Below are 26,659 nucleotides of genomic sequence, written 5' to 3'. Positions count from 1 at the left end.
AAACGTTCTTAAATCAGCTCTTAAAAAGTAAATTTAGGTTCTGCAACGACTTCTTCTGCTACTCGTTTTTGATAGCGCTCTTCTGCTTGTAGTTGTTGCTGCTCAATTTGAGCCTGTGTATCTTCTTCAATCCCAAAAATACGTTGGAACAGTTCCAATTGCTTCGCTGCATTTGGAGAACCTGCCAATTCTTTTGCTTGTAGAATTGGTTCTTTTAATAATTGGTTGACGATTGATTTGGTATGCTTACTTAAAATTTTTCGTTCACGTTCTGTTAAATTCGGCATTTTATTTTCAATACTTTGCATTGTTTCAGCTTGAATTGTCGCTGCTTTTTGACGCAATGCTGAAATAACTGGAACAACGCCAAGTGTTCCCATCCAATCTTTGAATTCATGGATTTCTGTATCAATCATCTGTGTAATTTCATTAGCAGCACGTTCACGTTCTGCTAGGTTCGCTTCGACAATTCCTTGTAAATCATCAATATCATATAAGAAAACACTTTGAAGTTCACTAATTTTCGGATCGATATCACGTGGTACTGCGATATCTACCATGAATAGAGGCTTCCCTTTACGCATCTTCTCCACATAACGCATTAAATCATAATCAATGACATAATCTTTTGCACCAGTTGATGTAATCAAAATATCTGCCTCAAGTAATGTACATTGTAATTCTTGCATCGACTTCGCTGTACCTTGGAATTTATCAGCCAGTGTTTCTGCCTTTTCCATCGTACGATTGACAACAGTGACTTTTCCTACACCACTACCATATAAGTTTTCCATAGCAAGTTCGCCCATCTTACCAGCACCAAGAATTGCGACATGTGTTTTGTCCAGTGTATTGAAAATTTTCTTTGCAAGCTCAACAGCCGCATACGATACAGATACTGCATTTTCACCAATCGCCGTTTCGCCATGTGCTTTTTTCGCAAATGTTACACTTTGTTTAAATAAACGATTAAACAATGTCCCTGTTGTACCTATTTGCTGTGCCTCTAAGAAGCTATGCTTTACTTGACCAAGAATTTGTGTTTCTCCTAGAACCATTGAATCAATTCCAGAAGTCACTTTGAATAAGTGTTGCATCGATTGATCATTTTCACGAATGTAAAGATGATTTTCGAATTCTGCAACCGGCATATTAAACCAATTCGCTAAAAATTGTTTAATATAATGACGACCAGTATGTAGTTGATCAACGACAGCATACACTTCTGTACGATTACATGTCGAAACAATTACATTCTCTAATATACTTTTTTCATTTTGTAATGCTCGCATTGCCTCAGCTAGTGCTTCTTCTGTTATTGAGAATTTTTCACGAACTTCGACAGGAGCTGTTTTGTAGTTCAAGCCTACTACAATTGTATGCATGACGTCATACACCTCTCACGTTCTATAATTATCGTCTATGATTATACCATACTCTGTCACTTTATATTTACAAAGTCTTATATAATTGCGATTACTGTCATATTTATATACAATCCAGCATATTTCCAGAATCATTTTAACAAATTCAGTTACGTTCTTCAAACAGGTTGTTTACAAATTGTTGTAATGTCTCGTTTCTCTCTTCGTCTGTCATATGAACATATATCTCATTCGTCACTTCTTCAAGTACTTCTTTTTGTCCTTTATACTGCATGCGTACATGCTGTAAAAAAGCAATGTAGCTTTCATAATGCGCATCAAACTGTTGTGACAACTGCTTTTTGATTTTCCTAGAAAAAATTGGACTTGCACCGTTTGTTCCAATACTTAAAACAAAATCACCACGCTGTACAACTGCCGGTAGTACTCCATTCCCCTTTTTTGCGTCATCTACTCGACAAATAATTGCTTGGCTATCTTGTTGAATTTGTTCGTTCACTGTCGTTTGATTCGTTGCAGCTATCACCAACTCATATTGTGCTGCCTCACCTAATTCATACAATCTTTTATGTAATGGTATTTGTTGTTCCGTTAAATAATGTTCAAATTCAGGTAATAGTTGTTGCGCAATCACCGTAACTTGTCCTCCTGCTTCGACCAATGTACGACATTTTCGGTAAGCAATCTTTCCACCACCTACAATTAAAATGCGAATCTGTTCACTATTCAAATAAATTGGTATTTGTCCCATAGCAATCCCCTTTTTAGATGTGAAAAAGCAGATCAAGTGGTATCACTTCATCTGCTTATTCTTTACATACGTTTTTCAATTTCTGCCCATGCTTCATCAAATCCCATACCTGTTTCAGATGAGAAAAGAATGAGTGGGTCAGATGGGTCCATATCAAGTGTTTCTTTTACCACTTTTTTATGTTGTGCCCATTTTCCTTTTTTTACTTTATCTGCTTTTGTCGCAATGATAATGCAAGGAATGTTGTAATGCTTTAAGAAATCGTACATCATGCAATCATCGTCTGTTGGTTCATGACGTAAATCAACAATCTGCACAACTGCTTTTAATATTTCACGACTTGTAAAATATTCTTCAATCATTTTCCCCCATGCTTCACGCTCTGATTTTGATACTTTCGCATAACCATAGCCTGGAACATCTACGAAAAATAATTGTTCTTCAATTTTATAAAAGTTTAATGTTTGTGTTTTACCTGGTTTTGATGAAATACGTGCTAAACTTTTACGACCAATCATCTTGTTAATAAAAGATGATTTACCGACATTTGAGCGACCTGCAAGTGCAAATTCTGGATACCCGTCCTCTGGGTACTGGTTTGGTCGAACTGCACTGATGACCATCTCGACATTATGGACTTTCATGTTATTCTTTCCCTCCGTCTAACGCTATTTTCAATACCTCGTCAGCGCTTGACACTAGCTTAAATGTTAGCTCTTTTCGTACACTCTCTGGTATATCTTCAATATCCGCTTCGTTTTTCTTTGGAACGATAATCGTTGTTAAACCAGCGCGGTGTGCACTTAACGACTTCTCTTTTAAACCACCGATTGGTAGAACGCGTCCGCGAAGTGTCACTTCACCCGTCATACCAACTTCTTTACGGACTGGTGTCTCCGTAATCGCTGATACAAGAGCTGTTACCATTGTCACACCTGCTGATGGACCATCTTTTGGTACAGCGCCTTCTGGTACGTGAACATGAATATCATGCTCATCAAAGTAAGATTGCTCTACCTTTAATAAGTCTAATTTAGAACGGACAAAAGATAAAGCAGTTTGTGCAGATTCTTTCATCACATCACCTAATTTACCTGTTAAGATCAGCTTTCCTTTACCTGGTGTAATCGATACTTCGATTTGTAATGTATCACCACCAACTGTTGTGTAAGCAAGACCTGTTGCTACACCAATTGGATTTTCTTCTTCCATTTGACCATGCGACACTTTACGTTTACCTAAGTAGTCCGCTACATTTTTCGCTGTAATAACAACTCGTTTCTTTTCTTCCATGACAATCTGTTTCGCTGCTTTTCGACATACGGATGCAAGTGTACGCTCTAACCCTCGAACACCCGCTTCTCGCGTATAGTAACGAACGATTTCCGTTAAACCATCTTCTCTAAATTGAATTTGTGATTTTTTCAAACCATTTTCTTCAATTTGTTTAGGTGCTAAATGGTTTTTCGCAATTTGAATTTTCTCTTGTTCTGTATAACCGCCAATTTGAATGACTTCCATACGGTCATAAAGCGGTCCTGGAATACTACTTAAATCATTTGCTGTCGCGATAAATAAAACATTTGATAAATCGTATGTTTCTTCAATATAGTGATCACTAAATGTGTTATTTTGCTCTGGATCTAACACCTCCAACATCGCTGATGAAGGATCTCCACGGAAATCATTCGACATTTTATCAATCTCATCTAGTAAAAATACAGGGTTAATCGTTCCTGCTTTTTTCATCCCTTGAATAATACGTCCTGGCATAGCACCAATATACGTTCTACGATGACCTCGAATTTCCGACTCATCACGTACGCCACCTAGTGAAATACGCACAAATTCACGATTTAAAGAAGTCGCAATCGATTTAGCTAATGATGTTTTACCAACCCCTGGAGGTCCTGCTAAGCAAAGAATCGGTCCACGTAATGAATCTTTTAATTGTGTCACTGCTAAATATTCTAAAATACGATCTTTTACTTTTTCAAGGCCATCGTGATCATGGTCTAAAATATCTTTTGCTTTTTTAATATCTTTACGATCTTTTGTCTTTTTAGACCAAGGTAAATCAATCAACCAATCTAAATAGTTACGAATAATACCACTTTCAGCTGCTTGTGCTGGCAAACGTTCATAACGCTTCAACTCTTTTAGTGCTGCTTTTTCAGCGTGTTCAGGCATTTTCGCTTCGATGATTTTTTTCTTTAATTCATCAACCTCAGATATTTTACCTTCTGTTTCACCCAATTCATCTTGAATCGCCTTCATTTGCTCACGTAAATAAAAATCTTTTTGAGATTTTTCAACGGAACGTTTTACTTTTGTATGGATTTTTTTCTCCACATTTAAAATTTCCTGTTCATTAAAAATACGTTGAACAAGAATTTCCAATCTTTTTTGAACATCAACTGTACGTAAGATTTCTTGTTTTGCAACCATTTTCAATGGCAAATGACTAGCAATGGTATCAGCTAGTAAACCAGGCTCTTCAATTTCTTCTGATGTTTCAATGACTTCAGGGGAAATTTTGCTTGAAGCTTTCACATAGCGTTTAAAAGCATCTAATAAAGTACGCATCAATGCTTCTAATTCAACAGTTAATGTCGGATCGTCTTCAAATACTTCTACATCAACTACCGTCATTTTTTCTTCTTCGATATAATCAATGGCTTGCGCACGACAAATACCTTCTACTAATACACGTGAGGCGCCATTTGGTAGCTTAATCAATTGCTTAATTTTCACGAGTGCACCCATACGATAAAAATCATCTGAGTCTGGTGATTCTTTTGCAATTTCTTTTTGTGTTACAACATATAGGATACTGTCATCATTTAGTGCTTGTTCTACAGCTGCAGTTGATTTTTCACGACCCACATCAATATGTAACAGCGTTTTAGGATAGATTACTAGACCTCTTAGAGGCAGCAATGGAATTCGATACGTTCTTAATTTTGTTGTCATGCAAACTTGCACCTCCACATAAACTTTAACACTTTATTCATTAAAAAAACTGACTTCAAAACAGTGCAATATAAGCACTCCATCGAAGTCAGCTAAAATCCTTTTAAATTAGGCTGATGTTTTTTCGTTATCTGAATCTTTCACTTCAGTGCCATCTTCTAATAAAAGTTTTGGATGAGCCTTTTCAGTAAGTGTTTCTTTCGTAATTATACATTTCGCAATGTCATCACGAGATGGTAATTCAAACATCACATCAAGCATTACATTCTCAATAATCGAACGTAATCCACGAGCACCTGTTTTACGTTCAATCGCAAGTTTTGCAATTTCGTATAATGCATCTTTTTCGAACTCTAATTGTACATTATCCAATTCAATCATTTTTTCATATTGTTTTGTTAATGCGTTTTTAGGTTCTGTTAAAATCTGTACAAGTGCATCTTCGTCTAATTGCTCTAAACTTGCCAATACTGGTAAACGACCGATAAATTCTGGAATTAAACCAAATTTTAATAAGTCTTCAGGAATCAGATGTTTCATTAAGTTTTTATCATCTGTTTCTTGTTTATCTGCAGTACCGAAGCCGATTACTTTTTGACCCATACGACGTTTAATAATTGACTCGATTCCATCGAAAGCTCCACCTACGATGAATAAGATATTCGTCGTATCAATTTGTAAAAATTCTTGGTGTGGATGTTTACGACCACCTTGTGGCGGAACGCTTGCAACCGTACCTTCTAGAATTTTTAGTAAGGCTTGTTGAACACCTTCACCCGATACATCACGTGTGATTGATGGATTTTCAGATTTACGTGCGACTTTATCGATTTCATCGATATAGATAATGCCACGCTCTGCTTTTTCGATATCATAATCCGCAGCTTGAATTAACTTTAAAAGAATATTTTCAACATCTTCCCCAACATAACCTGCTTCTGTTAATGAAGTCGCATCTGCAATGGCAAATGGCACATCAATAATACGTGCAAGTGTTTGAGCTAGTAATGTTTTACCACTACCAGTAGGTCCGATTAAAACAATGTTTGATTTAGATAATTCTACGTCGTCCACTTTACTTTTTGAGTTGACGCGTTTGTAGTGATTATATACCGCAACAGATAGGGCTTTTTTAGCACGCTCTTGTCCAATTACATAACTATCCAAAGTACCTAAAATTTCTTTCGGTGTTGGAATGTCTTTCAGTTCAATTTCTTCTTCTGTTCCTAACTCTTCTACAACGATTTCTGAACATAAATCAATACATTCGTCACAGATGTAGACACCAGGACCAGCTACAAGTTTACGTACTTGCTCTTGTGGTTTCCCACAGAATGAACATTTTAAATTACCGTTTTCATCATTAAATTTGAACAATTATTTCACCCCTATTCAAGCAACAATATTACAAGATTCTATTAATATTATCAAACATTACGTCTTGCTTGTCTATTATTAACTCTTTTTTTCTGTGTTATGTACAGGTTATTTTTTAACTATGATAAAAACAAGGTATGGGAAGTCCATACCTTGCTCCATTCGTGCATCGTATTTAAGCAAATTCGACTTACGAACTTGTTAAATCTTACTCAGAAATTTTAGCTTGGTCAACTAAGAACTCAACTGTATTTTGGATTTTAATGTCGTGTTCTAAGATGCTCGTACCACCTAAAGCAGCTTTGATTTGTTCAGCGTCCATGTTGAATTGTGCTGACATTTTTTCTAATTCTGCTTCAAGAGCTTCTTCTGTTACTTCAAGAGCTTCAGCTGCTGCGATTGCTTCAAGTACTAATGAAACGCGTACGCGGTTTTCAGCGTCAGACTTCATTTGCTCGCGTAATGCTGCTTCGTCTTGACCAGAGAATTGGTAGTAAAGATCAAGGTTCATACCTTGTGTTTGTAAACGTTGTTCGAATTCTTGTAACATACGGTTGATTTCTGTTTGAATCATACCGTTTGGAATGTCGATTTTAGCATTTTCAGCTGCTTTTTCAACTAATTCGTCACGTAATGCCGTTTCAACTGACATTTCTTTTTCAGCTTTCGCTTGTTCAGTTAACTTTGTACGTAATTCATCTAAAGTTTTTACTTCAGCATCGATTTCAGTTGCTAATTCATCGTTAAGCTCTGGAAGTTCTTTTGCTTTTACTTCGTGAACTGTCACTTTGAATGTAGCTGGTTTACCAGCTAATTCAGCTGCATGGTATTCTTCTGGGAATGTAATTTCGATATCTTTAGATTCGCCAGCTTTTACGCCTACTAATTGCTCTTCAAATCCTGGGATGAATGAACCAGAACCGATTTCAAGTGCGTAGTTTTCGCCTTTTCCGCCTTCGAATGCTTCACCTTCGTGGAAACCTTCGAAATCGATTACAGCAGTATCGCCGTTTTCAATTGCAGCATCTTCTTTAACTACAAGTTCAGCAAGACGTGCTTGGTGACCTTCGATGATTGCATTGATTTCTTCTTCTGTTACTTCAGTAGAACCTTTTTTCACTTCTAAGCCTTTGTATTCGCCAAGTTCAACTTCTGGACGTAATACTAATTTAGCTGTGAATGTGAATGGTTCGTTTTTCTCGATTTTTTCGAAATCGATTTCTGGTTGATCTACTGGCTCAACACCTGCTTCGATTAGAGCTGTTGGGTAGTTTTCGTTGATTAAAATTTCAAGTGCATCTTGGTATAAAGATTCAACACCGAATTTTTTCTCGAACATTGCACGAGGCATTTTACCTTTACGGAAACCTGGTACGTTGATTTGTTTTACTACTTTTTTAAATGCTTGATCTAATGCAGCATTTACTGTTTCAGCAGGAAGCTCAACTGTTAATAAACCGTTGTTTCCTTCTTGTTTTTCAAATTTAACTGACATGAATATAACCTCCAAAAATAAATTCAAAGTGCTTTAAAAGCGTTCGTTATTACGACTTTGACAACTGTTTTAGTATATCATAGTTCTACATAGTTTCAACAGATTTCATACTTCTGGTATATCTGAAAATTTTTCAAGTTGTTGGATGAGTTCCATCACCTTGTTATCTGTTTCACTTTCATCGGATATTTCTTGTCCTAATAAAGAATGAACATAATGAATATATCCCTCTGATACCTTTTCAGCAGAAGCCCCAAACCATTCAAAAGGATAAGTAACTAAAATGTGACGTGTCAAAACATATTGTACCATTTCTAATGTGCTACTTTCCTTCTCTAGCCGTTCATTTACGATTTTTTTTACAGATTGTGTGACAGGCAGCTCATCTGGAGTAGGTAATGTCATTAGATTAACTGTAAGTGTTTGCTCAAACTTACGAATTGTTAAGTCACCATTCACCTCTTGCTCTACTAATAAGCAAAGTGCCACACTGCGAACAATCGGATGTACTTCTTCCGTTTCAATGATTGTGCGAATTTCATCTATTAAAGGTCGAACGTTCATTTCTGATAAAGATTGAAGACGATGCAGCTGTTCGTATACTGGTAAGTATAAAAAAACCTCTAATGATAACACGACCTCTGCTGCTTCTTCCTCTATACTTTGTTCTGAATGCGATAACTTTAATAACTTTTCACTCAAATTATAAATACTTGTGAAACGTTCGATTGAAGAGTTTGGCACAATATTTTCTTCCAATAAAGAACGAACAATTTGTTGTACATGCTGAAAATCGCGTAGCTCCATACAAATTGATAAGTACAGCTCCATCGTTTCAATATATTGACTCGGACCTTGTGCTAATAGAGACTCCACTACTTCTCTAGCCTGTTCAAATTGTCTTGTTTCGTGTAAACAGTAGGCGTACACATGAAGCGTATGTTCATCCATTTCCTCATATTGAAGAATATCTTGAAAACATTGAATAGCTTCATGATATTCAAACTTCTCAGCATAAGCGTGACCTTGTTGAAGAAGTCGTTCCACCGTTCCAGGAAACATGACGATTTTTTCGTTCTGATATATCTTCTGTTTTCTTTTCAACTTCGTCACTCTCCTCATTCTCCCATAGTTTATCATATGTGCTTTTACTGAACACGCAAAATCATGAAACAATTCGTGTTGGTAGGTTTACAACGCTTTCATCGGGGTATTTTATTATTAGAAATTTCTTTATTGGTGAAATGAGATTGTGTTCAACCCCAATGGCTCACTCGGCATTCCCCTTCTGAGTGAGCTTACATAGACCCTCTATATAAATAGAATCGATTCCCCAAAACTTTACTCAAATGTAATAGTTGAGTCCCCGCCCATGCTTTAGGAGAAGCAACGTCCTCTAAAGCATTTTTATTTTGTCTCAACAAATGTATTGAAACAACAAAAAACGACTTCATGAGAACATTCTCATGAAGTCGTTTTATACATTTCGGCTTAGTATACGATACCGTATAATGCTTTGATGTGTGATAAGTAACGAATGTTTGAAGCTTCTTTCATCAATGTTGCTGGTAAGCCACGTAATTCCGTGTTGCTTCTACCAACAGTTGCTACAGCATCTTTACGACCTAAAGATGCTAATGTACCAGAGTTAACTGGAGCGAAGGTATTCATTTCACTGCCTTTTAAGTATGCGAATACATTGTATCCAACTAATTCGCCCATTTGCCAAGCGTTTTGAGCTGTTGGGGGGTATGGACGATCTGTTTCTTTGTTTGCACCTGGAGGGTATGCAGCTGCAGCGTCACCCACTACGAATACATCTTTATGTGATTCTGATTGTAGGAAGTCGTTTACTACTGCTTTACCACGGTTACATACAAGACCTGATTCTTCTACGATTGGGTACTGAGCTACACCACCAGTCCAAACAAGTGTGTTTGCAGTAATTGTTTGACCGTCTTTAAGAGAGATCACATTACCTTCAACACCTGTTACAGGAAGGCCTGTTAAGAACTCTACACCACGATTTTCAAGCGATTTTGTTGCGCGCTCGATTAACTCGTCTGGTAATACAGGTAAGATTTTTGGACCTGCTTCAACTAGCTTGATTTTTAAATCTGCTGGTTGTACGGCGTATTTAATTGCTTCTTTCGTCATGTGGTCAACGATTTCACCAACAAGCTCAACGCCTGTTAAACCACCGCCGCCGATTACGATTGTAGCATCTGCTTCGTTGCGAGTTTTTGCGTATTCTTTAATACGACCAATGATGTGCTCGCGAATTTTGTTTGCATCTTCAACTGATTTAAGAACCATTGAGTTTTCTTCTAGTCCTGGGATACCGAAGAAACCTGTTTTAGAACCTACAGCTACTACTAATACATCATAAGTTAAAGTTTCGCCAGTTGATAATTTAACTGTTTTGTCGTCAGCTGAGAATGCATCCGCTTTTGCGATTTTAATGTTGATGTCTTTTCCTTTGAAAAGTTTAGAAAGTGGGAATGCTACCGCTTTCTCTTTAATAGTACCACCAGCTAAACGGTGTAATTCAGTGATGATTTGGTGAGTTGGGAATTGGTTCACAACTGTGATTTCTACTTCTTCTTTAGTTGCAAATTGACGTAACGTTAATGCAGATAATACGCCGCCATAACCTGCACCTAGAATGACGATTTTTTTTGACATTATAGTTAAACCTCCATGTTACTAAGTGTTTTAAAAATTATTTTGAAGCTTTGTTTTCTTTTGAAACTTCTAAGAATGCGTTTGCAAAACGGAAGACACCTTGTACTTGTGGGTCTTTTAACAGTTTTAAAATACCGAATAAACCGATTGTTTCGTTGCTTTCAGCAGCACGATCTTTTGCTTCAATTGCAGTAGCAGCAAGTGATTTAGCAGAGTTCACGACTGGTTGAGCCATTTCTGTTACAGCACCAACAGCATCGCTACGGAATACATCATCAGTAGCTAAAGTTTGTGCTACGTCATATGCTTTTGTTAAAGTTGTTACCATTTCTGTTAACTTTGGTAATTGGTCCACTAGTTGAGTTAGTGATTCTTGTACTTCAGGTTTTAATAATTGATCTAAAACGTCTAATTGTTGTTGGCTTGCTGCCGGTTGTACTGATTGAGTAGTCTGTTCTGACATATCCAATTCTCCTTTACAATAGCTATTTCTTCTGTCGGGAATTCCCGAACATTTTACTTACATAAGAGTCATATTATTCATACAATTCTCATCTTACTATTACATGATGCCATGTAATGGTAGCAACTGCAACATCTGTTTTCTAGACATATTTATTGCTTTTAAACACCTATAAACTAAAGAACTATACTGTCATATTTCTTTAATACCCTTTTTCGATTTATCATAAAAATATATGACGTATTTTTATTGAAAAATGAGAAAAATTCATATAAAAGAAAGAGAATTTCGAACTTAAATTTTATAGTGTGTTCACTTCATTTATAGCTTCCATGTTGCATTATACACCTCAATTTCAGGAATTCCAATAGAACTGGAAGCTTTTTTTCGCTCAACTATTCTATGACTTTATTCAAAGTTTCACAAACCCTCACAACCATGCGTTTTCAAGCCACTGTTTATTCCTAAAAAATATTTTAACATTAAAGAATCTTAGACATTCTAAATGATTTTCTCACTCTTTCCCCTAAAAAAACATGTATATATGTTATAAAGCTCACACAAAAATGTCACTTGCTTTTTTCATTAAAAAAATGATACAAACCTTGTATTCTCAACATTCTGAAATGTTGAAATGTGTTTAAACACTATAAAAAAACTTCCATACATAGATGAAAGTTTTCTTACTTTATTTATTTAATAATTTGTTTGGGTAAAAAATAGGCAATAATCGGTTGAATAACGAATAAAATATAAAAAGCACGAAATACTTGATATCCCGCAACAATTGATAAATTTGCATGAATCGCATGCGCAATTGCCCCCATTTGATCCATACCACCTGGCGCTAAACTTAAAAGTGCTGTCGCGTAATCTAAATGATTTACTTGTGCAAAAATAATACCTAATAGCATCGCTACAATAAATAATGCAGTTGCACTTGTTACAGCGAGCACAATCGTCCGTCCTTTTTGCTCTAACTCTCTCGGCTTCATCATCATACCGATATTAATCCCAATCATGAATTGTGCAAATGACAAAATCGGATTCACTAATTCCACACCTACAACACCTATATTTTGTAAAATAGCGGTAACGAGCGCTGGTACAAGTAAAAAAGCGGTCGGAAATTTATATTTTTTACCTATAAAGGCTAATAATATACAAATAAGTAGAATTAGCACTGTTTCAAATGACATCCATTCCGATACATGCTCTGTTTGTGTAGGGACTGTTGTTAAATGAAATGTTGTCAACAAGAGTGGCATTCCAATGACAATAAATAATAAACGAATCGTTTGTGTCACGGTGACAACAGTTAAATTCACACTTTTCATTTCCTCAGCCATCATAATAATTTGCGTCATACCGCCTGGAATACTACTTAGGAGTGCTGTAGGATAGTTCACTGCTGACTTCTTTGATACAACCCATGCAATGCCTGCACTAAGTAAAATAAGTAAAGTCGTCATACCAAACATATATGGTAATTGCCTGCCAATCTCTCGTACAGCCTCTCCTGTAAGTGCCTGACCGATTGTATAACCAATTAACACCATTCCAATACTTTTATATGATTTAGGCCAATAAAACCATTCTGAACGTAAACTATTACCTATCAAAACAAAGAGTAATGGTCCGAGTAGCCATGGTACAGGTATATGAAGTTGTGAAAATAGTAATCCTCCACATATGCCGACAATTGCTGTAAGTAAAATTCTTTGAAGTTTCAAAATCTCGTCGCCTCTTTTCAACTTTTACGTTATCACATTCTTTCGTGACTGAAAATAGTTGATGTTTATTTAATCGGTGTAAGTCGCTCGAGTAATTGCTGGCTTTGTAGATCGAGACCAGTAAATGTTACGTGTACTCCTTCTTGTTCCAATTGATTCTTGATTTCAAGAACTTTCGTTACAGCTGTTTCATCCCAAATGCGACTATCTGAAAAATCAAATTCTAGCTTCTTTCCCTTAAAGTTCTCTAAAGTAGGTGCTAACTTTTCAGCTGAGGCAAAAAAGAGTGGACCTTTAATTGTACATGTTTCGTCTGAAAGTAAAAAAGTTGGTGTTGCACTTTTTGCCATAAAACAAATAGCGCTCATCAACACGCCCACACCTACGCCAATCGCTAAATTATGCGTTACCAAAATCACAATCACGGTTGTAATCATAATAAAGCTCTCTGACTTCGGTGCTTTTCGTATGAAGCGAATCGTTTTAAAATCGAATGTTGTAAAACTCACCATAATCATGACACCTACTAAAACAGGCATTGGAATTTTAGAGACGACATCACCGAGAACCAAAATTAGAAATAACAGAAAGATACCTGCTGTTAAAGTTGAAAGACGACCTCGACCACCAGATTTCACATTAATAATAGATTGACCAATTAAAGCACAACCAGCCATACCACCGAAAAAGCCATTTACAATATTTGCGATTCCTTGACCGCGTGATTCTTTATTTTTATTTGACGTAGTTTTTGTATAACCGTCTAAAACTTGTGCAGTAAGTAAAGATTCAAGTAATCCAACAACTGCCAGTGCTAAAGCATACGGTAAAATAATTTGAAGTGTTTCAAAATTCAAAGGGATATCTGGTAAGAAGAAAGTCGGTAGTGTTGTTGGCATTGTGCCTAAATCACCAATTGTTAATAATGAAAAGTTCCCAAATATCGCGAGCGATGTCATGATAATAATCGCAATGAGTGGTGCTGGAATTATTCGAATAAATCTTGGTATCACATAAACTAGAATCAATGTAACGATCGCAAAAGCATAAGTTGCAACTGAACCATTCTTTAAATATGGTAATTGCGCTAAGAAAATCATAATGCCCAGTGCATTAACGAATCCTAACATGACTGAATTAGGTATGAAGCGCATTAGTCTTGCAACTCCAAAAACACCCATAAAAAACTGTATAATACCCGTTAAAATGGTTGCAGCAAGTACATATTGTAACCCGTGATTCGCCATTAGCGTGACGAGTATGAGCGCCATTGCTCCAGTCGCTGCAGAAATCATTGCGGGTCTTCCTCCGACAAAAGCCGTCATGACAGCCATTGTAAATGAAGCGTAGAGTGCGACTTTCGGATCGACACCGACAATGAACGAAAAGGCTAGAGCTTCTGGAATTAGCGCTAAACCTACTACAATCCCTGCTAAAACATCAGCACGAATAGATGAAAACCATTGTTCTTTTATAACTTGCAAAAAAATCACCTTTCTCATATAGAATAAAAATAGCGTACAATAGAAGTAATCGTAACAAAAATAGTTTCATAAGTATATACTTTTAGGAAGGAGATTATTATGCGATATGGTTATAAAAGACCAACTGTTTGTGATAACGACGTTACACAACAGTTGGTACAAGTAAATTTGGATGATGTACATGAAGAGAGGCACGGTTTAGCAAAAAATAGAGAGGTATTTGAAGAACTTCTCATGCAATTAACAACAGGTGATGAGTTATATGTTCAAAACATTGAGGTGTTAGCAGATTCTACACAACAATTAATCGATATCTTGCAAATTGCTGAACGAGATGAATTTACAATTATTTTCTTGGATGAATGTATGTGTTCAACAGAATTATTTAAAAAATCATTATTAGATGGTTTACGTTACTTTTCGAAATTACAATCTATCTTTAAACGCCATACTTCAACTTTCGCATTACAAGAGGCAAAAAAACGCGGAACTGTTATTGGGAGACCTAAAAAGTCAGATGTACAGATGCAACGTGCAATTGAAATGTATTATAGTAAACAATATACATTACACCAAATTAAAGAAGAAACAGGGATTTCAAAATCGACGCTCTACCGTCAACTCGATCAATAACATGGACATAATAAAACACGCTGAAACAAATTTTTAGTGTTCACAACGAAAAACTGGAACCGCGCCATAGCGCGATTCCAGTTTTTATTATGCTTATGTGGGCACAGTGTTTTTACACGTATATCCCAGTCTGTTTAAAATGTCCCAGATAGGAATTGAACCTACGACCTACAGCTTAGGAGGCTGTTGCTCTATCCTACTGAGCTACTGAGACAATATACAACAAATAAGTATATGCCTCTTTTTGTAAGCATTCAAGAGTGTTTTTATTACTTTTTACGCTCTGCCGCATATTCAGCTGTTGCTGTAAATACAACATCTGATGAAGAGTTTAATGCGGTTTCACAAGAATCTTGAACAACACTAATAATTAAACCCACACCAATTACTTGAACAGCTAAATCATTTGGAATACCTAACAAACCACATGCTAAAGGAATTAATAATAATGAACCACCTGGAACACCTGAAGCACCTGCAGCCGAAATTGCTGTTACAACCATCAAGATGATTGCTGTTGCGATATCTACATGTACATCTAATGTATAAGCAGCTGACATCGTTAAGACAGAGATCGTAACTGCTGCTCCCGCCATATTAATAGTTGCACCTAACGGAATCGACATCGCATATGTGTTTTTATCTAAACCTAACTTTTCACAAAGTTCCATATTCACTGGAATATTTGCTGCTGAACTACGTGTAAATAAGGCTGTTAAACCACTCTCTTTTAAAGACGCCCATACCAATGGATATGGATTACGACGCGCTACAACAAAAACAATTATCGGATTGATAACAAGCGCGATTAATAACATCGAGCCAACTAAAATGATCAGCAATGTACCATAATGCTTTAATTCTCCAAAACCACTTGTCACAATTGTGTTATACATAATCCCAATAATACCGAATGGCGCTAAGTTGATTACCCAGTGAACTACTTTTGAAACAGCTTCTGATAAGTTCGTAATCACTGTTTTTGTCGTACTGCTCGCTGCTTTTAATGCTAATCCTAAAACAATCGCCCATGCAAGAATACCTATGTAATTTGCATTCATTAATGCATCTACTGGATTCGATACAATATTATTTAAAAGTGTTTCCATAACGCCCCACACATTTTCTGGTGGTTGTAAATCTGCATCCACTTCTTTAAACGTTAATTTAACAGGGAATAATTTAGCGGCAATTACACCGACTGCTCCTGCAATGAATGTTGCAAATAGATATAAGAAGACAATGCCCTTCATATTTGTTTTTTGTCCACTGACATGGCTTGCTAATGCATTAATAACTAACACAAAAACTAAAATTGGTGCTACTGCTTTTAATGCACCTACAAATAATGTACCGAGCATCGCTAACCAAGTTGCACTTGGGAAGGCAACTGCTAAAACTGCACCGAGGATGATCCCCATGACGATACGCAATACTAAACTTGTATCGCTCCACTTTTGAAATAAATTTCGCATATTTTTTCCTCCAAAATTATACAAATATAAATAATAAATTCATTTTTCCACCTGAGAAAACACAATGTATTCTCATAGAATACAGTTTAACATAAACAATTTAAGTTTTATAGATTATTTTTTATATTAGAATGTATTTTTTTCGTTTTTTCTTTTTACATAATTAATTATTCTGTAAAAACAAAATATTTTACACTATTTAAAAAGTGTAAAACTGAAAAAATAAAGTTCTTTTGAACTAATATTTATATGCTCTTTTAAATTTATGTGTATTTTTTTACAAATATATCTACATGTTTATTCATTTTTTTTGAAAAATTTACATAAATACAGTATTTTAAACACGATTTTTATATTCAATAATGGTACTATAGATACAAATATAAAAAAAGGGGGTGTTTTCCATGTTTTTCTTAAAATCAAAAGCAGCCACAGCTACATTGCAAACGAATGTAGAGCATGTTGGCATTTCACTGACTGATTCAGACTATCTGTTACAACTCGATATGATTGATTTAAAAAAACATGATTTGCAAATCGTTCACGCACTTCATTCTTATATGTTGCCGCACATACCAAAAATTGTAGAGCATTTCTATAAAGCGATTTCTACTCCACCACACCTAGCTAAAATGATTCAAAATCATAGCTCAGTTGAACGACTAAGCCAAACACTTTATAGGCATATTGAGCAAATGTTTGCTGGGAAAATTGATACGGCATATATTCAAGCACGAAAACAAGTAGCACATGCCCATGTGAAAATTGGTTTATATCCTAAATGGTATTTAGGTGCTTTTCAAAAATTAGAATATGAAGTACGCCAAATTATAAAAACGCTTCCAATACCTATACATGAACAGTTCCAAGCAATTGACGCATTCGGTAAAATCTCTAGTTTCGAGCAACAACTCGTTTTAGAAGAATATAATCGTTATTCGGATCAATTAATTGAACAACAGCGCGAAGAAGTAAATCGAAAAGTACGTGAAGACTTAGGCTCTGTTGCTGATCACTTAAATACACAAGCATCTCATACATCAGAAGCTGTAAATGAATTAATGAATCATACAGTATGTGTAGAAAACAGCGTGAAAACAACAGTAAAAGAGTCCCTAGATACAAAAGAAGCATCTGATAAAGGACTTGCACAAATGCAGCACCTAAGTGAACAAACTGAGGCAATCCATGTTAAGACAAATGAAATGACTTCTATGGTTCAAGCACTGAATAATTCTTCTACTGAAATGAAAGATGTAATCGAGATGGTTAAATCCATTGCAAACCAAACAAATTTACTGGCACTTAACTCTGCAATTGAAGCTGCGCGTGCTGGAGAATATGGAAAAGGTTTCGCAGTTGTTGCTGAAGAAGTACGTAAATTAGCCGATCAAACAAAAACATCTGTTGAGCAAATTGCTCTCTTAATAGAAGAATCCAATGAAGTAACAAGTGAAGTTGTGGAAGTGATTCATCAAATCCAACAACTTGTAATCCAAAGTACAGAACAAAATGAAGTACTCAAAGAATCCTTTGATGATATTTCAAGTAATATTACAAAAACAATTGGTGATATTAAGGAAGTTGGCGAACAAGTAAGTGAATTAGCAAGCGGTATTTCTTCCATGTCTTCCACTTCAAGCGAACTACGAAATTCAGCGAAAGAACTAAATGATACCATTCATGCATTTTAAAATAAAAAAGAAAATGAGAAAAATTTCATTTTCTTTTTTAGCGTTCGCAATGAAAAGCCGGAATCTCGCTGTAGCGAGATTCCGGCTTTTCTTGTACTCATATGTGATGAGATTTTTACACTGATGTCTCATCACCATTTTTAGTCTTCTAATTTTAAAGATTTTGCAGTTGATGCATGTAATTCTTTGAATAGAGCTTCATCTTCCACTAATTGTTTACCGTATGAAGGAATCATCTCTTTAATTTTTGGTTCCCATTCGTTCATTTTTTCTGGGAAACATTTGTTAATTACATCTAGCATAACTTGTACAGCTGTAGAAGCACCTGGTGAAGCACCTAATAAAGCTGCTACTGAACCATTTGCGCCAGTGATTACTTCTGTACCGAATTGTAGTGTACCTTTACCCTTGTCTGTGTCTTTGATTACTTGAACACGTTGACCAGCGATAACGATTTCCCACTCTTCATCTTTTGCTTGTGGAACGAATTTACGTAATTCTTCCACACGTTGTTTTTTATTTAACATTAATTGTTGAATTAAGTATTTTGTTAAGCCCATTTCTTTTGCACCACATGCAAGTAACGTGAAAATGTTATTCGGCTTAATTGATGTGAATAAGTCTAAGTTTGAACCTGTTTTTAAGAATTTTGGAGAGAATCCTGCGAACGGTCCAAATAATAAAGCTTTTTTACCATCGATATAGCGTGTATCTAAGTGAGGTACTGACATTGGAGGAGCACCTACTTCAGCTGTACTGTACACTTTACCGTGATGTTGATCTGCTACTTCTTGGTTATTACATACTAACCAAAGACCACTTACAGGGAAACCACCGATGTGTTTACTTTCAGGAATACCTGTTTTTTGTAATAAGTGTAAGCTACCGCCACCAGCACCTAAGAATACAAACTTCGCTGTTTGCGTAATGATTTTACCATCAGCTGTTTTCACTTTTACTTCCCAACGACCGTCAGCATTTTGTTTAATGTTTTCAACTGAAGCATTGTAAGTTGCTTCTACACCATTTTGTTCTTCAAGACTAGACATTAAAATGCGTGTTAATGCACCGAAGTTAACATCTGTACCTGATTCAATACGTGTTGCAGCGATTGGTTCGCTACTTGTACGACCATTCATGATTAATGGAATCCATTGTTTTAATGTTTCTTGATCTTCAGAGTATTCCATTCCATCGAATAAATGGATTTTTGACAGTGCTTCAAAACGCTTTTTAAGGAATGCTACATTATCTTCGCCTTGTACCATACTTAAGTGTGGAATTGGTTTAATGAATTCTTCTGGTTTTTGGATATGACCATTTTCCACTAAATAAGACCAAAATTGACGTGACACTTGGAATTGTTCATTTACGTTGACTGCTTTAGAAGTTTCAACAACACCATTTTTTTCAGGTGTGTAGTTTAACTCACATAATGCCGAGTGACCTGTACCCGCATTATTCCATTCATTTGAACTCTCAAGGCCTGGTTTATCAAGTTTCTCAAATACTTTAATGTTCCAGTCTGGTGCTAATTCTTTTAAAATTGTACCGAGAGTTGCACTCATGATACCAGCACCAACTAAAATAACGTCAGTCGAAGTTTGTTTGTTACTCATGCTTACCATCCTTATATACTAAATTTTGCCGAAAAAATGTATGCGCTAACACAAAGGGTCTTAACAAATTACATACTTACTACATTGCATACAATTTTCAATATCAAAAATATCCTTTTCCTAGTGTATCACAATTATTTTTAGAATAACACTAGACCGAAACAAGTGATAATTCTGTGAACAAGAATCAACAAAAAACATACATAACATAGATTTTTTTACCATTTAACTAACATAATTTGTGAATATATAATGGAAAAAATGTGATAAAAAGCGAAGAATAGACATTCGTTTTTTGAATGACTGTTCATCAAGTTTGTTCAATGACCTTATTTTTTCACTTAAATTTATTATGAAATGTAGCAATTAAAGTTATATAACGATATAAATTCACATAGGTATAACGTCTTATTTCCCAACAAATTACTACTGCTCTATAACAGATAGACTAATTTTAGAAAATTTCTATTTTTTATGTTCCTATAAGCTTTTCTTGTATTATAATAAGAAAAAATAAATGTTATACATGAGGAGATTTTATATGAAACTAAATGCTCAACAGATTGAGATTATTGAAATTTTAGAAAAAGATGCACGTATGCCTTTAGAAGATGTAGCAAAAATGGTGGGGTTCTCTTTAGAAGAAACAACAGCGATTGTCAAGCAATTAGAAGATGAAAAAATCCTTGTTCGCTATATCTCACTTGTTGACTGGACAAAGGTTGAAGAACACCCGGGTGTGCGTGCAATGATCGATGTGAAAGTAACGCCAAAACAAGGTGTGGGCTTCGATGATATCGCAGAACGTATTTATCGTTTTGACCAAGTTCAATCGGTTTATCTTATGTCAGGTGTCTATGATTTATCTGTTATAGTGGAAGGTAAATCAATGAACGAAGTTGCAAACTTTGTTTCACAAAAACTTTCAACACTTGATTCTGTCATTTCAACAACAACACACTTTATCCTAAAAAAATATAAACATGATGGCACTGTTTTAGAGACGGGTAAAGAAGATCAACGAATCGTGGTGTCACCTTAATGACATTAACCAAAAAATCTTACGTATCGAAAATGGTGAATGAACTTAAGCCATCAGGTATTCGCCGTTTTTTTGACCTTGCTGCAAGCATGGAAGGTGTCATCTCACTTGGTGTAGGTGAACCTGATTTTGTTACGCCTTGGCATGTGCGCGAAGAAGCCATTCGCTCTCTTGAGATGGGTTACACAGCCTATACTCCAAATGCAGGGCTATTTGAATTACGTCAAGAAATTGCACATTATATGGAGAAAGAATTTGATGTTTCATATCATCCTCAGAATGAAATTATCGTTACAATTGGCGCAAGCTCCGCAATTGATATTGCGATGCGTACCATTTTAGATCCAGGAGACGAAGTCATTGTTGTTGAGCCATGTTTCGTATCTTATGTTCCAATGGTCGAACTTGCTGGTGGTAAAGCCATCACAGTTCAAGCAACAAAAGAACATGATTTTAAAATCTTACCGAGTCAATTAGAAGCAGTCGTTTCTGAGCGTACAAAAGCCATTATGTTATGCTCTCCTAATAACCCAACAGGTACAATGTTGAATAAAGCCGAGCTTAAAGCTATTGCACAGTTTGCAATTGAGCACGATGTACTAATTATTGCCGATGAAATTTACGCTGAACTTGCTTATGATGAAGACTACACAAGTATGGCAGCCATTCCAGGCATGCATGAACGCACGATTTTAGTATCGGGCTTCTCAAAAGGCTTTGCAATGACTGGTTGGCGTCTTGGCTTTGTCTGTGCACCAAAACCAATTGCTGAAGCAATGCTGAAAATCTTCCAATATCAATTAATGTGTGCTTCTACGATGTCGCAATATGCGGCAATCGAAGCGCTGAAAAATGGTCGTTCCCAAGTTGAAAAGATGGTGAAAAGCTATCGTCGCCGTCGTAATTTCATCGTCCAATCTTTCAATGATATGGGGCTTACATGCCATAACCCAGGCGGTGCATTCTATGCATTCCCTTCAATTAAATCCACTGGACTAACATCACAGGAGTTCGCTGCACAACTTTTACAGCAAGAAAAAGTAGCTGTTGTACCAGGTGATGTTTTTGGTGAAAGTGGAGAAGGTCATATTCGTTGTTCATATGCTGCTTCACTTGAACAGTTACAAGAGGCTTTAAAACGCATCGAACGTTTTATTCAAAACTTTAAATAAGCACGATTATTCCGATTTTTTGTGTAGTCATATTGAATGCAAGTATGGATAAATGATGTATTTCATGCCAATTCATAAGCATATTTCTTTTTTTTATTTCCAGAAAAGCATATACTACTAAGTGTAGAACAGAAGCGAAAGGATTGATAAATTTGCCACAATCACTAGAAGGTAAAGTAGCATTCATTACAGGAGCAGGACGAGGTATTGGTCGTGCTGTAGCAGAAGCATTAGCAAAACAAGGTGTAACAGTTGGGCTACTTGCTCGTACAGAACAACAAGTGAAAGAGGTAGCTGAAAAAATCATCGCTGATGGTGGTAAAGCTGCTTTTGTAACTGCAGATGTGACAAATTTAGAAGAAGTCGATACAGCTATTGACTCATTAACAAAACAAACAGGTAAAGCAGATATTCTAATTAACAATGCAGGAATCGGTGAGTTCGGTACACTGTTAGACCAAGACCCATTAATGTGGAAGAAAATTGTTGATACAGGCATTTTTGGTACGTACCATGTAACCCATGCAGTACTACCACAATTAATCGAGAAAAATGAAGGCGATATTATTAATATCTCGTCTACAAACGGTCTAAATGGCGCAGCAACATCTACTGCTTATTCAGCTGCTAAATTCGGTATTATCGGCTTAACTGAGTCATTAGCTCAAGAAGTACGTAGTAATAACATTCGTGTTACAGCACTTGCACCAAGTACGGTTGTAACAGAATTAGCACGCGAATCTGGTTTAATTGATGAATCAAAAGTAGATCGCATGATGCATCCTGAAGACTTTGCAGAAGTAATTGTTAACCAATTAACATTACCAAACCGTATTTATGTAAAACAAGCAACAATTTTAGGTACAAATCCATACTAAAAAAGAAAATACAATCTCTTAAGCATTAAAAACTGGAATCGCGCTGTGGTGCGGTTCCAGTTTTTCGTTGCGAACGCTAGTGAAATATCTTGTCCCAGCTTGTTTTTTATTTGCTTTATTGTACTTCATACATTGCAACGTCTACGTTTACAATATATTCTGGCTTTTCTTTACCACGATTATTGCGGTGTCCCGCAATGTGTTCTGGGCTTTTCTCCCATGCTTTCCATGCTTCTTCTGACTCCCAACGTACCATCATAATTACTTCTTCTTCACCACGACGTACTTTCTTTTGAAGAACGGTTTTATCAATAAAGCCAGGTTGTTGCTCCACTAATCCCCCACCCTGCTTAAATTTTTCAACTACAAGATGGCCATTTCCTTCTGTTACAGTAAAGCGACGTAATTGTACAATCATATGTAATCTTCCCTTCTTTTCCAATTATCTTTATCTTACTAAATAAATTGAATCACTGTCAATGAAAATGATTATCATTATTATTTAAAGATAGTTAGTTTGAGTTTCTACCTATTATATATACAAAAACTAGCATCGTAAAAATACGATGCTAGTTACATGATTAAAACATTTCTGAAGTTGTTTTAGCTTGCATGTGTAATTGTAAGTAATCTGGTCCGCCTGCTTTTGAGTCTGTACCTGACATATTGAAACCACCGAATGGTTGGTAACCTACAATCGCACCTGTACAACCGCGGTTGAAGTAAAGATTTCCAACATGGAATTCTTTACGTGCTTTTTCTTGATTTAAACGATTTTTCGTAATAACTGCACCTGTTAAACCATACTCTGTATCGTTTGCAATTTGAATTGCTTCATCAAAGTCTTTTGCTTTTGCAATCGCTACTACTGGTCCGAAGATTTCTTCTTTCATAATACGTGCACTTGGCGCTACATCTGCAAATACTGTTGGATGTACAAAGTAACCAACTGAATCGTCTGCTGTTCCACCTACTAATAATTTACCTTCTGTTTTACCAATTTCGATATATGAAGTAATCTTTTTAAACGCTGCTTCATCAATTACTGTTGCCATGAAGTTATCTGGGTTTGTTGGATCACCAATTGTTAATTCTTTTGTTAATTCTGCTACACGCTCTACTACTTCATCGTACACATCTTCTACGATGACTGCACGAGAACAAGCTGAACATTTTTGACCTGAGAAACCGAATGCTGATTTCACAATTGATTGTGCAGCTAATTCTAAATCTGCCTCTTTATCGACAACAATTGTATCTTTACCACCCATTTCAGCGATGACACGTTTAATCCAAATTTGTCCTTCATTCAGTACTGAAGCACGTTGGTTAATGCGTAAACCAACATCACGTGAACCTGTGAATGATACAAAACGAGTACGTGGGTGATCTACTAAGTAGTCACCTACTTCTGCGCCAGAACCTGGTACATAGTTCACAACACCGGCTGGAAGACCTGCTTCTTCCAATACTTCGATAAATTTATAAGCAACTACTGGTGTTGTAGAAGCTGGCTTTAATAATACTGTGTTACCGGTTACAACTGCTGCCACTGTTGTACCAGCCATGATTGCAAACGGGAAGTTCCATGGTGAGATTACAATCCCTACCCCTAGAGGAATGTAGTCGTAACGGTTGTATTCGCCCATGCGGCTCTCTACTTTTTGACCGTCTTTTAAACGAAGCATTTGGCGTGCATAATATTCTAAGAAGTCGATTGCTTCTGCTGTATCTGCATCTGCTTCATTCCACGGCTTACCTGCTTCTAAAGTTAATAGTGCCGAGAATTCAAATTTACGACGACGAATAATTGATGCCGCTTTGAATAATACATCTGCACGAATTTCTGGTTCTACTTGACTCCACATTTTGAATGTTTCATCTGCTACTCGCATCGCTTTTTCAGCTAAATCTTTCGTTGCTTTTGAAACTGTACCAATTACTTCTGTTTTCTTTGCTGGATTGTAAGAAGTGATTTGATCTTCAGTCGTTACACGTTCGCCACCAATAATTAATGGATATGCTTGACCTAAGTAACCTTCTACTGTTGCTAATCCTTTTAAGTACGCTGCTTTATTCTCTTCTTTTGAAAAATCTGTAAATGGTTCGTGTTTGTATGGAATCATGTATATTTCCCCCTTGTTTTTGAAGTGCCAAATTATTTTGCACATAAATTTCTCAACTAAGTATATAATGCAATATTACTTAGCATTAATCAATAGGAATTTTCTAAATTTTTTAAAATCCCCTCAAAATTTTTAAACAGATGGTAAAATAAAGGGAAGAAGTGCGATACAGGAGGAACATATGGAAAAGCAAAAACTATTACATATCTATCAATACATTATCGAACAAGGTGATACAGGAATCCGTGTTGTAGATGTAGAAGGAAACCTCGTCATCTATAATCTAAAGATGCGTGAACTTGAAGGCATCGAAACGATTGACTTCGAAAATCACCGCGCTCATGAAATTATTGATTTCGAAAATGAGCAAAGTGAAATTTACCATGTACTACAATCTGAAAAGCCATTAATTAACCATAAAAAGACATTTTGGAACAAGAAAAATCAAGAAGTCACCTATATTAGCAATATCTATCCCCTGTATGAACAACAAGAATTAATCGGGGCTGTAGAATTCGCACGCGATATTACACAACTCGAATTTATGATGTACCGTCCTCTTCGAAGGTACGGTGCGCCACTAACATTTGATATTATTACAGCTATTTCTACTGTCATGAAAGATGTCATTCAAAAAGCGAAAATTGTGGCACTAAGTAAGATGCCTGTTCTACTCATTGGCGAATCAGGAACAGGAATTGATATGATTGCGGAAGGCATTCATCATGATTTACAGCACCCAAACCAAGCATTTGTTACGATGATTTGTCGTCGCGATGAAGAAACCATTTTAAAACAGTTTGAAAAATATATCGCAAAAGAAGAGCACACTACGTTCTTCGCTGAGCGCATTGAATATTTATCTATTGAGGCACAGGAGAAAATTGTAGCTTTATTTGAACAACATCCAAACCATGGACATATGATGATTGCGAGTGTTGGTAAAGATCCAATTGATTTAATTCAGGAACAGGCACTTTCTAAAAATCTGTATCGTCTTTTTTCATCAATTACAATCTATATTCCGCCACTACGTGAGCGAAAAGAAGATATTATGCCGTTCATTAACGATTATTTCCAGCGTCATCGCGATCAATATGGCTCGTCCATTGAAGCACTCTCTCCTGAAGTAACGGAACTATTTTTAAATTATGATTGGCCTGGTAATTTAAAAGAGCTTGAAGTTCTTCTTGATGAAATGACGAACATCATTACAACTGAAACCGTCATTGATGTAAACTTACTCCCACCTCATTTCAAGTGGAAAATTCAAAATAGCTTACCGACGGAAGAACAAAATTCAAGTGAGTTATTTATTATTGAAAACTCGAACGACCTTCGCCCCCTCGACCACTACATGAAAGAAGTTGAGGCATATTACATTACAAAAGCGCTTGAAATGTATGATGGGAATATTTCTAAAACCGCCGAAGCACTTGGCATTCGCCGTCAAAGTCTCCAATATCGCATGAAAAATTTTCAAATTGACGCAAAACAGTTTGTGAAGTAGTAGGGTTTAGAGGAATTAGAAGACTTCAATTGACTAGTTTCATGTGAATTCGAACATTCATCCAGCAAAATGGGGCATTCGAGAGCGGTGTTGGGACATTCGCTCGGTGGTTCGGGACATTCGTCGATCAAAACGGGACATTCGAGAGCGGAAATGGGTCACTC

General features: G+C 36.2%; 21 protein-coding genes, 1 tRNA gene and 1 pseudogene. 7 read left to right on the top strand and 16 right to left on the bottom strand.

The genetic code is table 11. The annotated features are described in order from the left end of the window. Positions 1-20: 20 nt before the first annotated feature. The 11 genes from hemA to KGI01_RS07610 all read right to left on the bottom strand — a co-directional run bounded on the left by hemA (position 21) and on the right by KGI01_RS07610 (position 14,346). Positions 21-1,385, bottom strand: coding sequence for a glutamyl-tRNA reductase (gene hemA / locus KGI01_RS07660; protein WP_141274207.1), 1,365 nt, complete (start codon positions 1,383-1,385; stop codon positions 21-23). A gap of 145 nt (positions 1,386-1,530) precedes the next feature. Further along, positions 1,531-2,136 carry a precorrin-2 dehydrogenase/sirohydrochlorin ferrochelatase family protein gene (locus KGI01_RS07655; protein WP_141274206.1) on the bottom strand — a complete coding sequence of 202 codons (606 nt, stop codon included), beginning with the start codon at positions 2,134-2,136 and terminating at the stop codon, positions 1,531-1,533. A 62-nt stretch (positions 2,137-2,198) separates the two neighbouring features. Continuing rightward, a complete protein-coding gene (gene yihA / locus KGI01_RS07650; RefSeq protein WP_068452215.1) occupies positions 2,199-2,780 on the bottom strand; it encodes a ribosome biogenesis GTP-binding protein YihA/YsxC in 582 nt (193 codons plus the stop codon). Between the two features lies 1 nt (position 2,781). Then, the gene (gene lon / locus KGI01_RS07645) at positions 2,782-5,109 is read right to left on the bottom strand and encodes an endopeptidase La (protein ID WP_141274205.1); all 2,328 of its coding nucleotides are present in this window, start codon (positions 5,107-5,109) and stop codon (positions 2,782-2,784) included. Between the two features lie 108 nt (positions 5,110-5,217). Further along, positions 5,218-6,486, bottom strand: a complete 1,269-nt coding sequence (gene clpX, locus KGI01_RS07640; RefSeq protein ID WP_068452210.1) for an ATP-dependent protease ATP-binding subunit ClpX — start codon at positions 6,484-6,486, stop codon at positions 5,218-5,220. A gap of 208 nt (positions 6,487-6,694) precedes the next feature. After that, positions 6,695-7,981 carry a trigger factor gene (gene tig, locus KGI01_RS07635; protein ID WP_068452206.1) on the bottom strand — a complete coding sequence of 429 codons (1,287 nt, stop codon included), beginning with the start codon at positions 7,979-7,981 and terminating at the stop codon, positions 6,695-6,697. A gap of 105 nt (positions 7,982-8,086) precedes the next feature. After that, entirely contained in the window at positions 8,087-9,085 is a 999-nt protein-coding gene (locus tag KGI01_RS07630) for a tetratricopeptide repeat protein (protein WP_141274204.1), read from the bottom strand. Between the two features lie 387 nt (positions 9,086-9,472). Beyond that, positions 9,473-10,666 carry an NAD(P)/FAD-dependent oxidoreductase gene (locus tag KGI01_RS07625; RefSeq protein WP_141274203.1) on the bottom strand — a complete coding sequence of 398 codons (1,194 nt, stop codon included), beginning with the start codon at positions 10,664-10,666 and terminating at the stop codon, positions 9,473-9,475. A 37-nt stretch (positions 10,667-10,703) separates the two neighbouring features. Continuing rightward, on the bottom strand, positions 10,704-11,129 hold the full coding sequence (locus KGI01_RS07620) for a DUF1641 domain-containing protein (RefSeq protein ID WP_141274202.1): 426 nt from the start codon (positions 11,127-11,129) through the stop codon (positions 10,704-10,706). A 692-nt stretch (positions 11,130-11,821) separates the two neighbouring features. Next, the gene (locus KGI01_RS07615; RefSeq protein WP_170214756.1) at positions 11,822-12,862 is read right to left on the bottom strand and encodes an AbrB family transcriptional regulator; all 1,041 of its coding nucleotides are present in this window, start codon (positions 12,860-12,862) and stop codon (positions 11,822-11,824) included. Positions 12,863-12,927: 65 nt separating this feature from the next. Beyond that, a complete protein-coding gene (locus KGI01_RS07610) occupies positions 12,928-14,346 on the bottom strand; it encodes a SulP family inorganic anion transporter (RefSeq protein WP_255314760.1) in 1,419 nt (472 codons plus the stop codon). 99 nt (positions 14,347-14,445) lie between these two features. Between KGI01_RS07610 and KGI01_RS07605 the strand changes: the two genes are divergently transcribed. Then, positions 14,446-14,979, top strand: coding sequence for a recombinase family protein (locus tag KGI01_RS07605; protein WP_141274199.1), 534 nt, complete (start codon positions 14,446-14,448; stop codon positions 14,977-14,979). A 140-nt stretch (positions 14,980-15,119) separates the two neighbouring features. Here KGI01_RS07605 and KGI01_RS07600 read toward each other — a convergent pair. Next, positions 15,120-15,193: transfer RNA gene (locus KGI01_RS07600), tRNA-Arg, on the bottom strand. Positions 15,194-15,248: 55 nt separating this feature from the next. Beyond that, on the bottom strand, positions 15,249-16,454 hold the full coding sequence (sstT, locus tag KGI01_RS07595) for a serine/threonine transporter SstT (RefSeq protein WP_141274198.1): 1,206 nt from the start codon (positions 16,452-16,454) through the stop codon (positions 15,249-15,251). Between the two features lie 404 nt (positions 16,455-16,858). Here sstT and KGI01_RS14265 point away from each other — a divergent pair. Then, positions 16,859-17,377: pseudogene (locus tag KGI01_RS14265) on the top strand (protoglobin domain-containing protein); the annotation flags it as partial. 138 nt (positions 17,378-17,515) lie between these two features. Then, complete coding sequence (locus KGI01_RS14260) at positions 17,516-18,148, top strand: methyl-accepting chemotaxis protein (RefSeq protein ID WP_458859446.1); 633 nt, start codon at positions 17,516-17,518, stop codon at positions 18,146-18,148. A 140-nt stretch (positions 18,149-18,288) separates the two neighbouring features. Here KGI01_RS14260 and mqo read toward each other — a convergent pair whose 3' ends face one another. Then, positions 18,289-19,767, bottom strand: coding sequence for a malate dehydrogenase (quinone) (gene mqo, locus KGI01_RS07585; RefSeq protein WP_141274196.1), 1,479 nt, complete (start codon positions 19,765-19,767; stop codon positions 18,289-18,291). A gap of 541 nt (positions 19,768-20,308) precedes the next feature. Here mqo and KGI01_RS07580 point away from each other — a divergent pair. The 3 genes from KGI01_RS07580 (at position 20,309) to KGI01_RS07570 (ending at position 22,859) form a co-directional block, all read left to right on the top strand. Further along, entirely contained in the window at positions 20,309-20,809 is a 501-nt protein-coding gene (locus tag KGI01_RS07580; protein ID WP_068452175.1) for an Lrp/AsnC family transcriptional regulator, read from the top strand. Then, on the top strand, positions 20,809-21,981 hold the full coding sequence (locus KGI01_RS07575) for an aminotransferase (RefSeq protein WP_141274195.1): 1,173 nt from the start codon (positions 20,809-20,811) through the stop codon (positions 21,979-21,981). Before KGI01_RS07580 ends, KGI01_RS07575 begins: the two co-directional genes overlap by 1 nt. A 152-nt stretch (positions 21,982-22,133) precedes the next feature. Then, positions 22,134-22,859, top strand: a complete 726-nt coding sequence (locus KGI01_RS07570) for a 3-ketoacyl-ACP reductase (RefSeq protein ID WP_141274194.1) — start codon at positions 22,134-22,136, stop codon at positions 22,857-22,859. A gap of 115 nt (positions 22,860-22,974) precedes the next feature. Here the strand turns inward: KGI01_RS07570 and KGI01_RS07565 are convergent, their stop codons facing one another. Together KGI01_RS07565 and pruA are read right to left on the bottom strand one after the other, a co-directional pair. Beyond that, positions 22,975-23,277, bottom strand: a complete 303-nt coding sequence (locus KGI01_RS07565; RefSeq protein WP_141274193.1) for an antibiotic biosynthesis monooxygenase family protein — start codon at positions 23,275-23,277, stop codon at positions 22,975-22,977. Between the two features lie 163 nt (positions 23,278-23,440). Continuing rightward, positions 23,441-24,985 carry an L-glutamate gamma-semialdehyde dehydrogenase gene (gene pruA / locus KGI01_RS07560; RefSeq protein WP_141274192.1) on the bottom strand — a complete coding sequence of 515 codons (1,545 nt, stop codon included), beginning with the start codon at positions 24,983-24,985 and terminating at the stop codon, positions 23,441-23,443. A gap of 181 nt (positions 24,986-25,166) precedes the next feature. Between pruA and KGI01_RS07555 the strand changes: the two genes are divergently transcribed. Further along, positions 25,167-26,495, top strand: a complete 1,329-nt coding sequence (locus KGI01_RS07555; protein WP_141274191.1) for an AAA-type ATPase lid domain-containing protein — start codon at positions 25,167-25,169, stop codon at positions 26,493-26,495. Positions 26,496-26,659 lie beyond the last annotated feature (164 nt).

Origin of the sequence: Kurthia gibsonii (assembly GCF_006539985.1) — a bacterium.
GTDB classification, from domain to species: domain Bacteria; phylum Bacillota; class Bacilli; order Bacillales_A; family Planococcaceae; genus Kurthia; species Kurthia gibsonii.
This window is presented reverse-complemented; position numbering and strand designations above follow the sequence as displayed.

Coding starts and splice junctions, on each gene's coding strand:
- hemA (WP_141274207.1), bottom strand. CDS start 1,385: ATGCATACAATTGTAGTAGGCTTGAACTACAAAACAGCTCCTGTCGAA.
- KGI01_RS07655 (WP_141274206.1), bottom strand. CDS start 2,136: ATGGGACAAATACCAATTTATTTGAATAGTGAACAGATTCGCATTTTA.
- yihA (WP_068452215.1), bottom strand. CDS start 2,780: ATGAAAGTCCATAATGTCGAGATGGTCATCAGTGCAGTTCGACCAAAC.
- lon (WP_141274205.1), bottom strand. CDS start 5,109: ATGACAACAAAATTAAGAACGTATCGAATTCCATTGCTGCCTCTAAGA.
- tig (WP_068452206.1), bottom strand. CDS start 7,981: ATGTCAGTTAAATTTGAAAAACAAGAAGGAAACAACGGTTTATTAACA.
- KGI01_RS07625 (WP_141274203.1), bottom strand. CDS start 10,666: ATGTCAAAAAAAATCGTCATTCTAGGTGCAGGTTATGGCGGCGTATTA.
- KGI01_RS07620 (WP_141274202.1), bottom strand. CDS start 11,129: ATGTCAGAACAGACTACTCAATCAGTACAACCGGCAGCAAGCCAACAA.
- KGI01_RS07605 (WP_141274199.1), top strand. CDS start 14,446: ATGCGATATGGTTATAAAAGACCAACTGTTTGTGATAACGACGTTACA.
- sstT (WP_141274198.1), bottom strand. CDS start 16,454: ATGCGAAATTTATTTCAAAAGTGGAGCGATACAAGTTTAGTATTGCGT.
- KGI01_RS14260 (WP_458859446.1), top strand. CDS start 17,516: ATGAATCATACAGTATGTGTAGAAAACAGCGTGAAAACAACAGTAAAA.
- mqo (WP_141274196.1), bottom strand. CDS start 19,767: ATGAGTAACAAACAAACTTCGACTGACGTTATTTTAGTTGGTGCTGGT.
- KGI01_RS07580 (WP_068452175.1), top strand. CDS start 20,309: ATGAAACTAAATGCTCAACAGATTGAGATTATTGAAATTTTAGAAAAA.
- KGI01_RS07575 (WP_141274195.1), top strand. CDS start 20,809: ATGACATTAACCAAAAAATCTTACGTATCGAAAATGGTGAATGAACTT.
- KGI01_RS07565 (WP_141274193.1), bottom strand. CDS start 23,277: ATGATTGTACAATTACGTCGCTTTACTGTAACAGAAGGAAATGGCCAT.
- pruA (WP_141274192.1), bottom strand. CDS start 24,985: ATGATTCCATACAAACACGAACCATTTACAGATTTTTCAAAAGAAGAG.
- KGI01_RS07555 (WP_141274191.1), top strand. CDS start 25,167: ATGGAAAAGCAAAAACTATTACATATCTATCAATACATTATCGAACAA.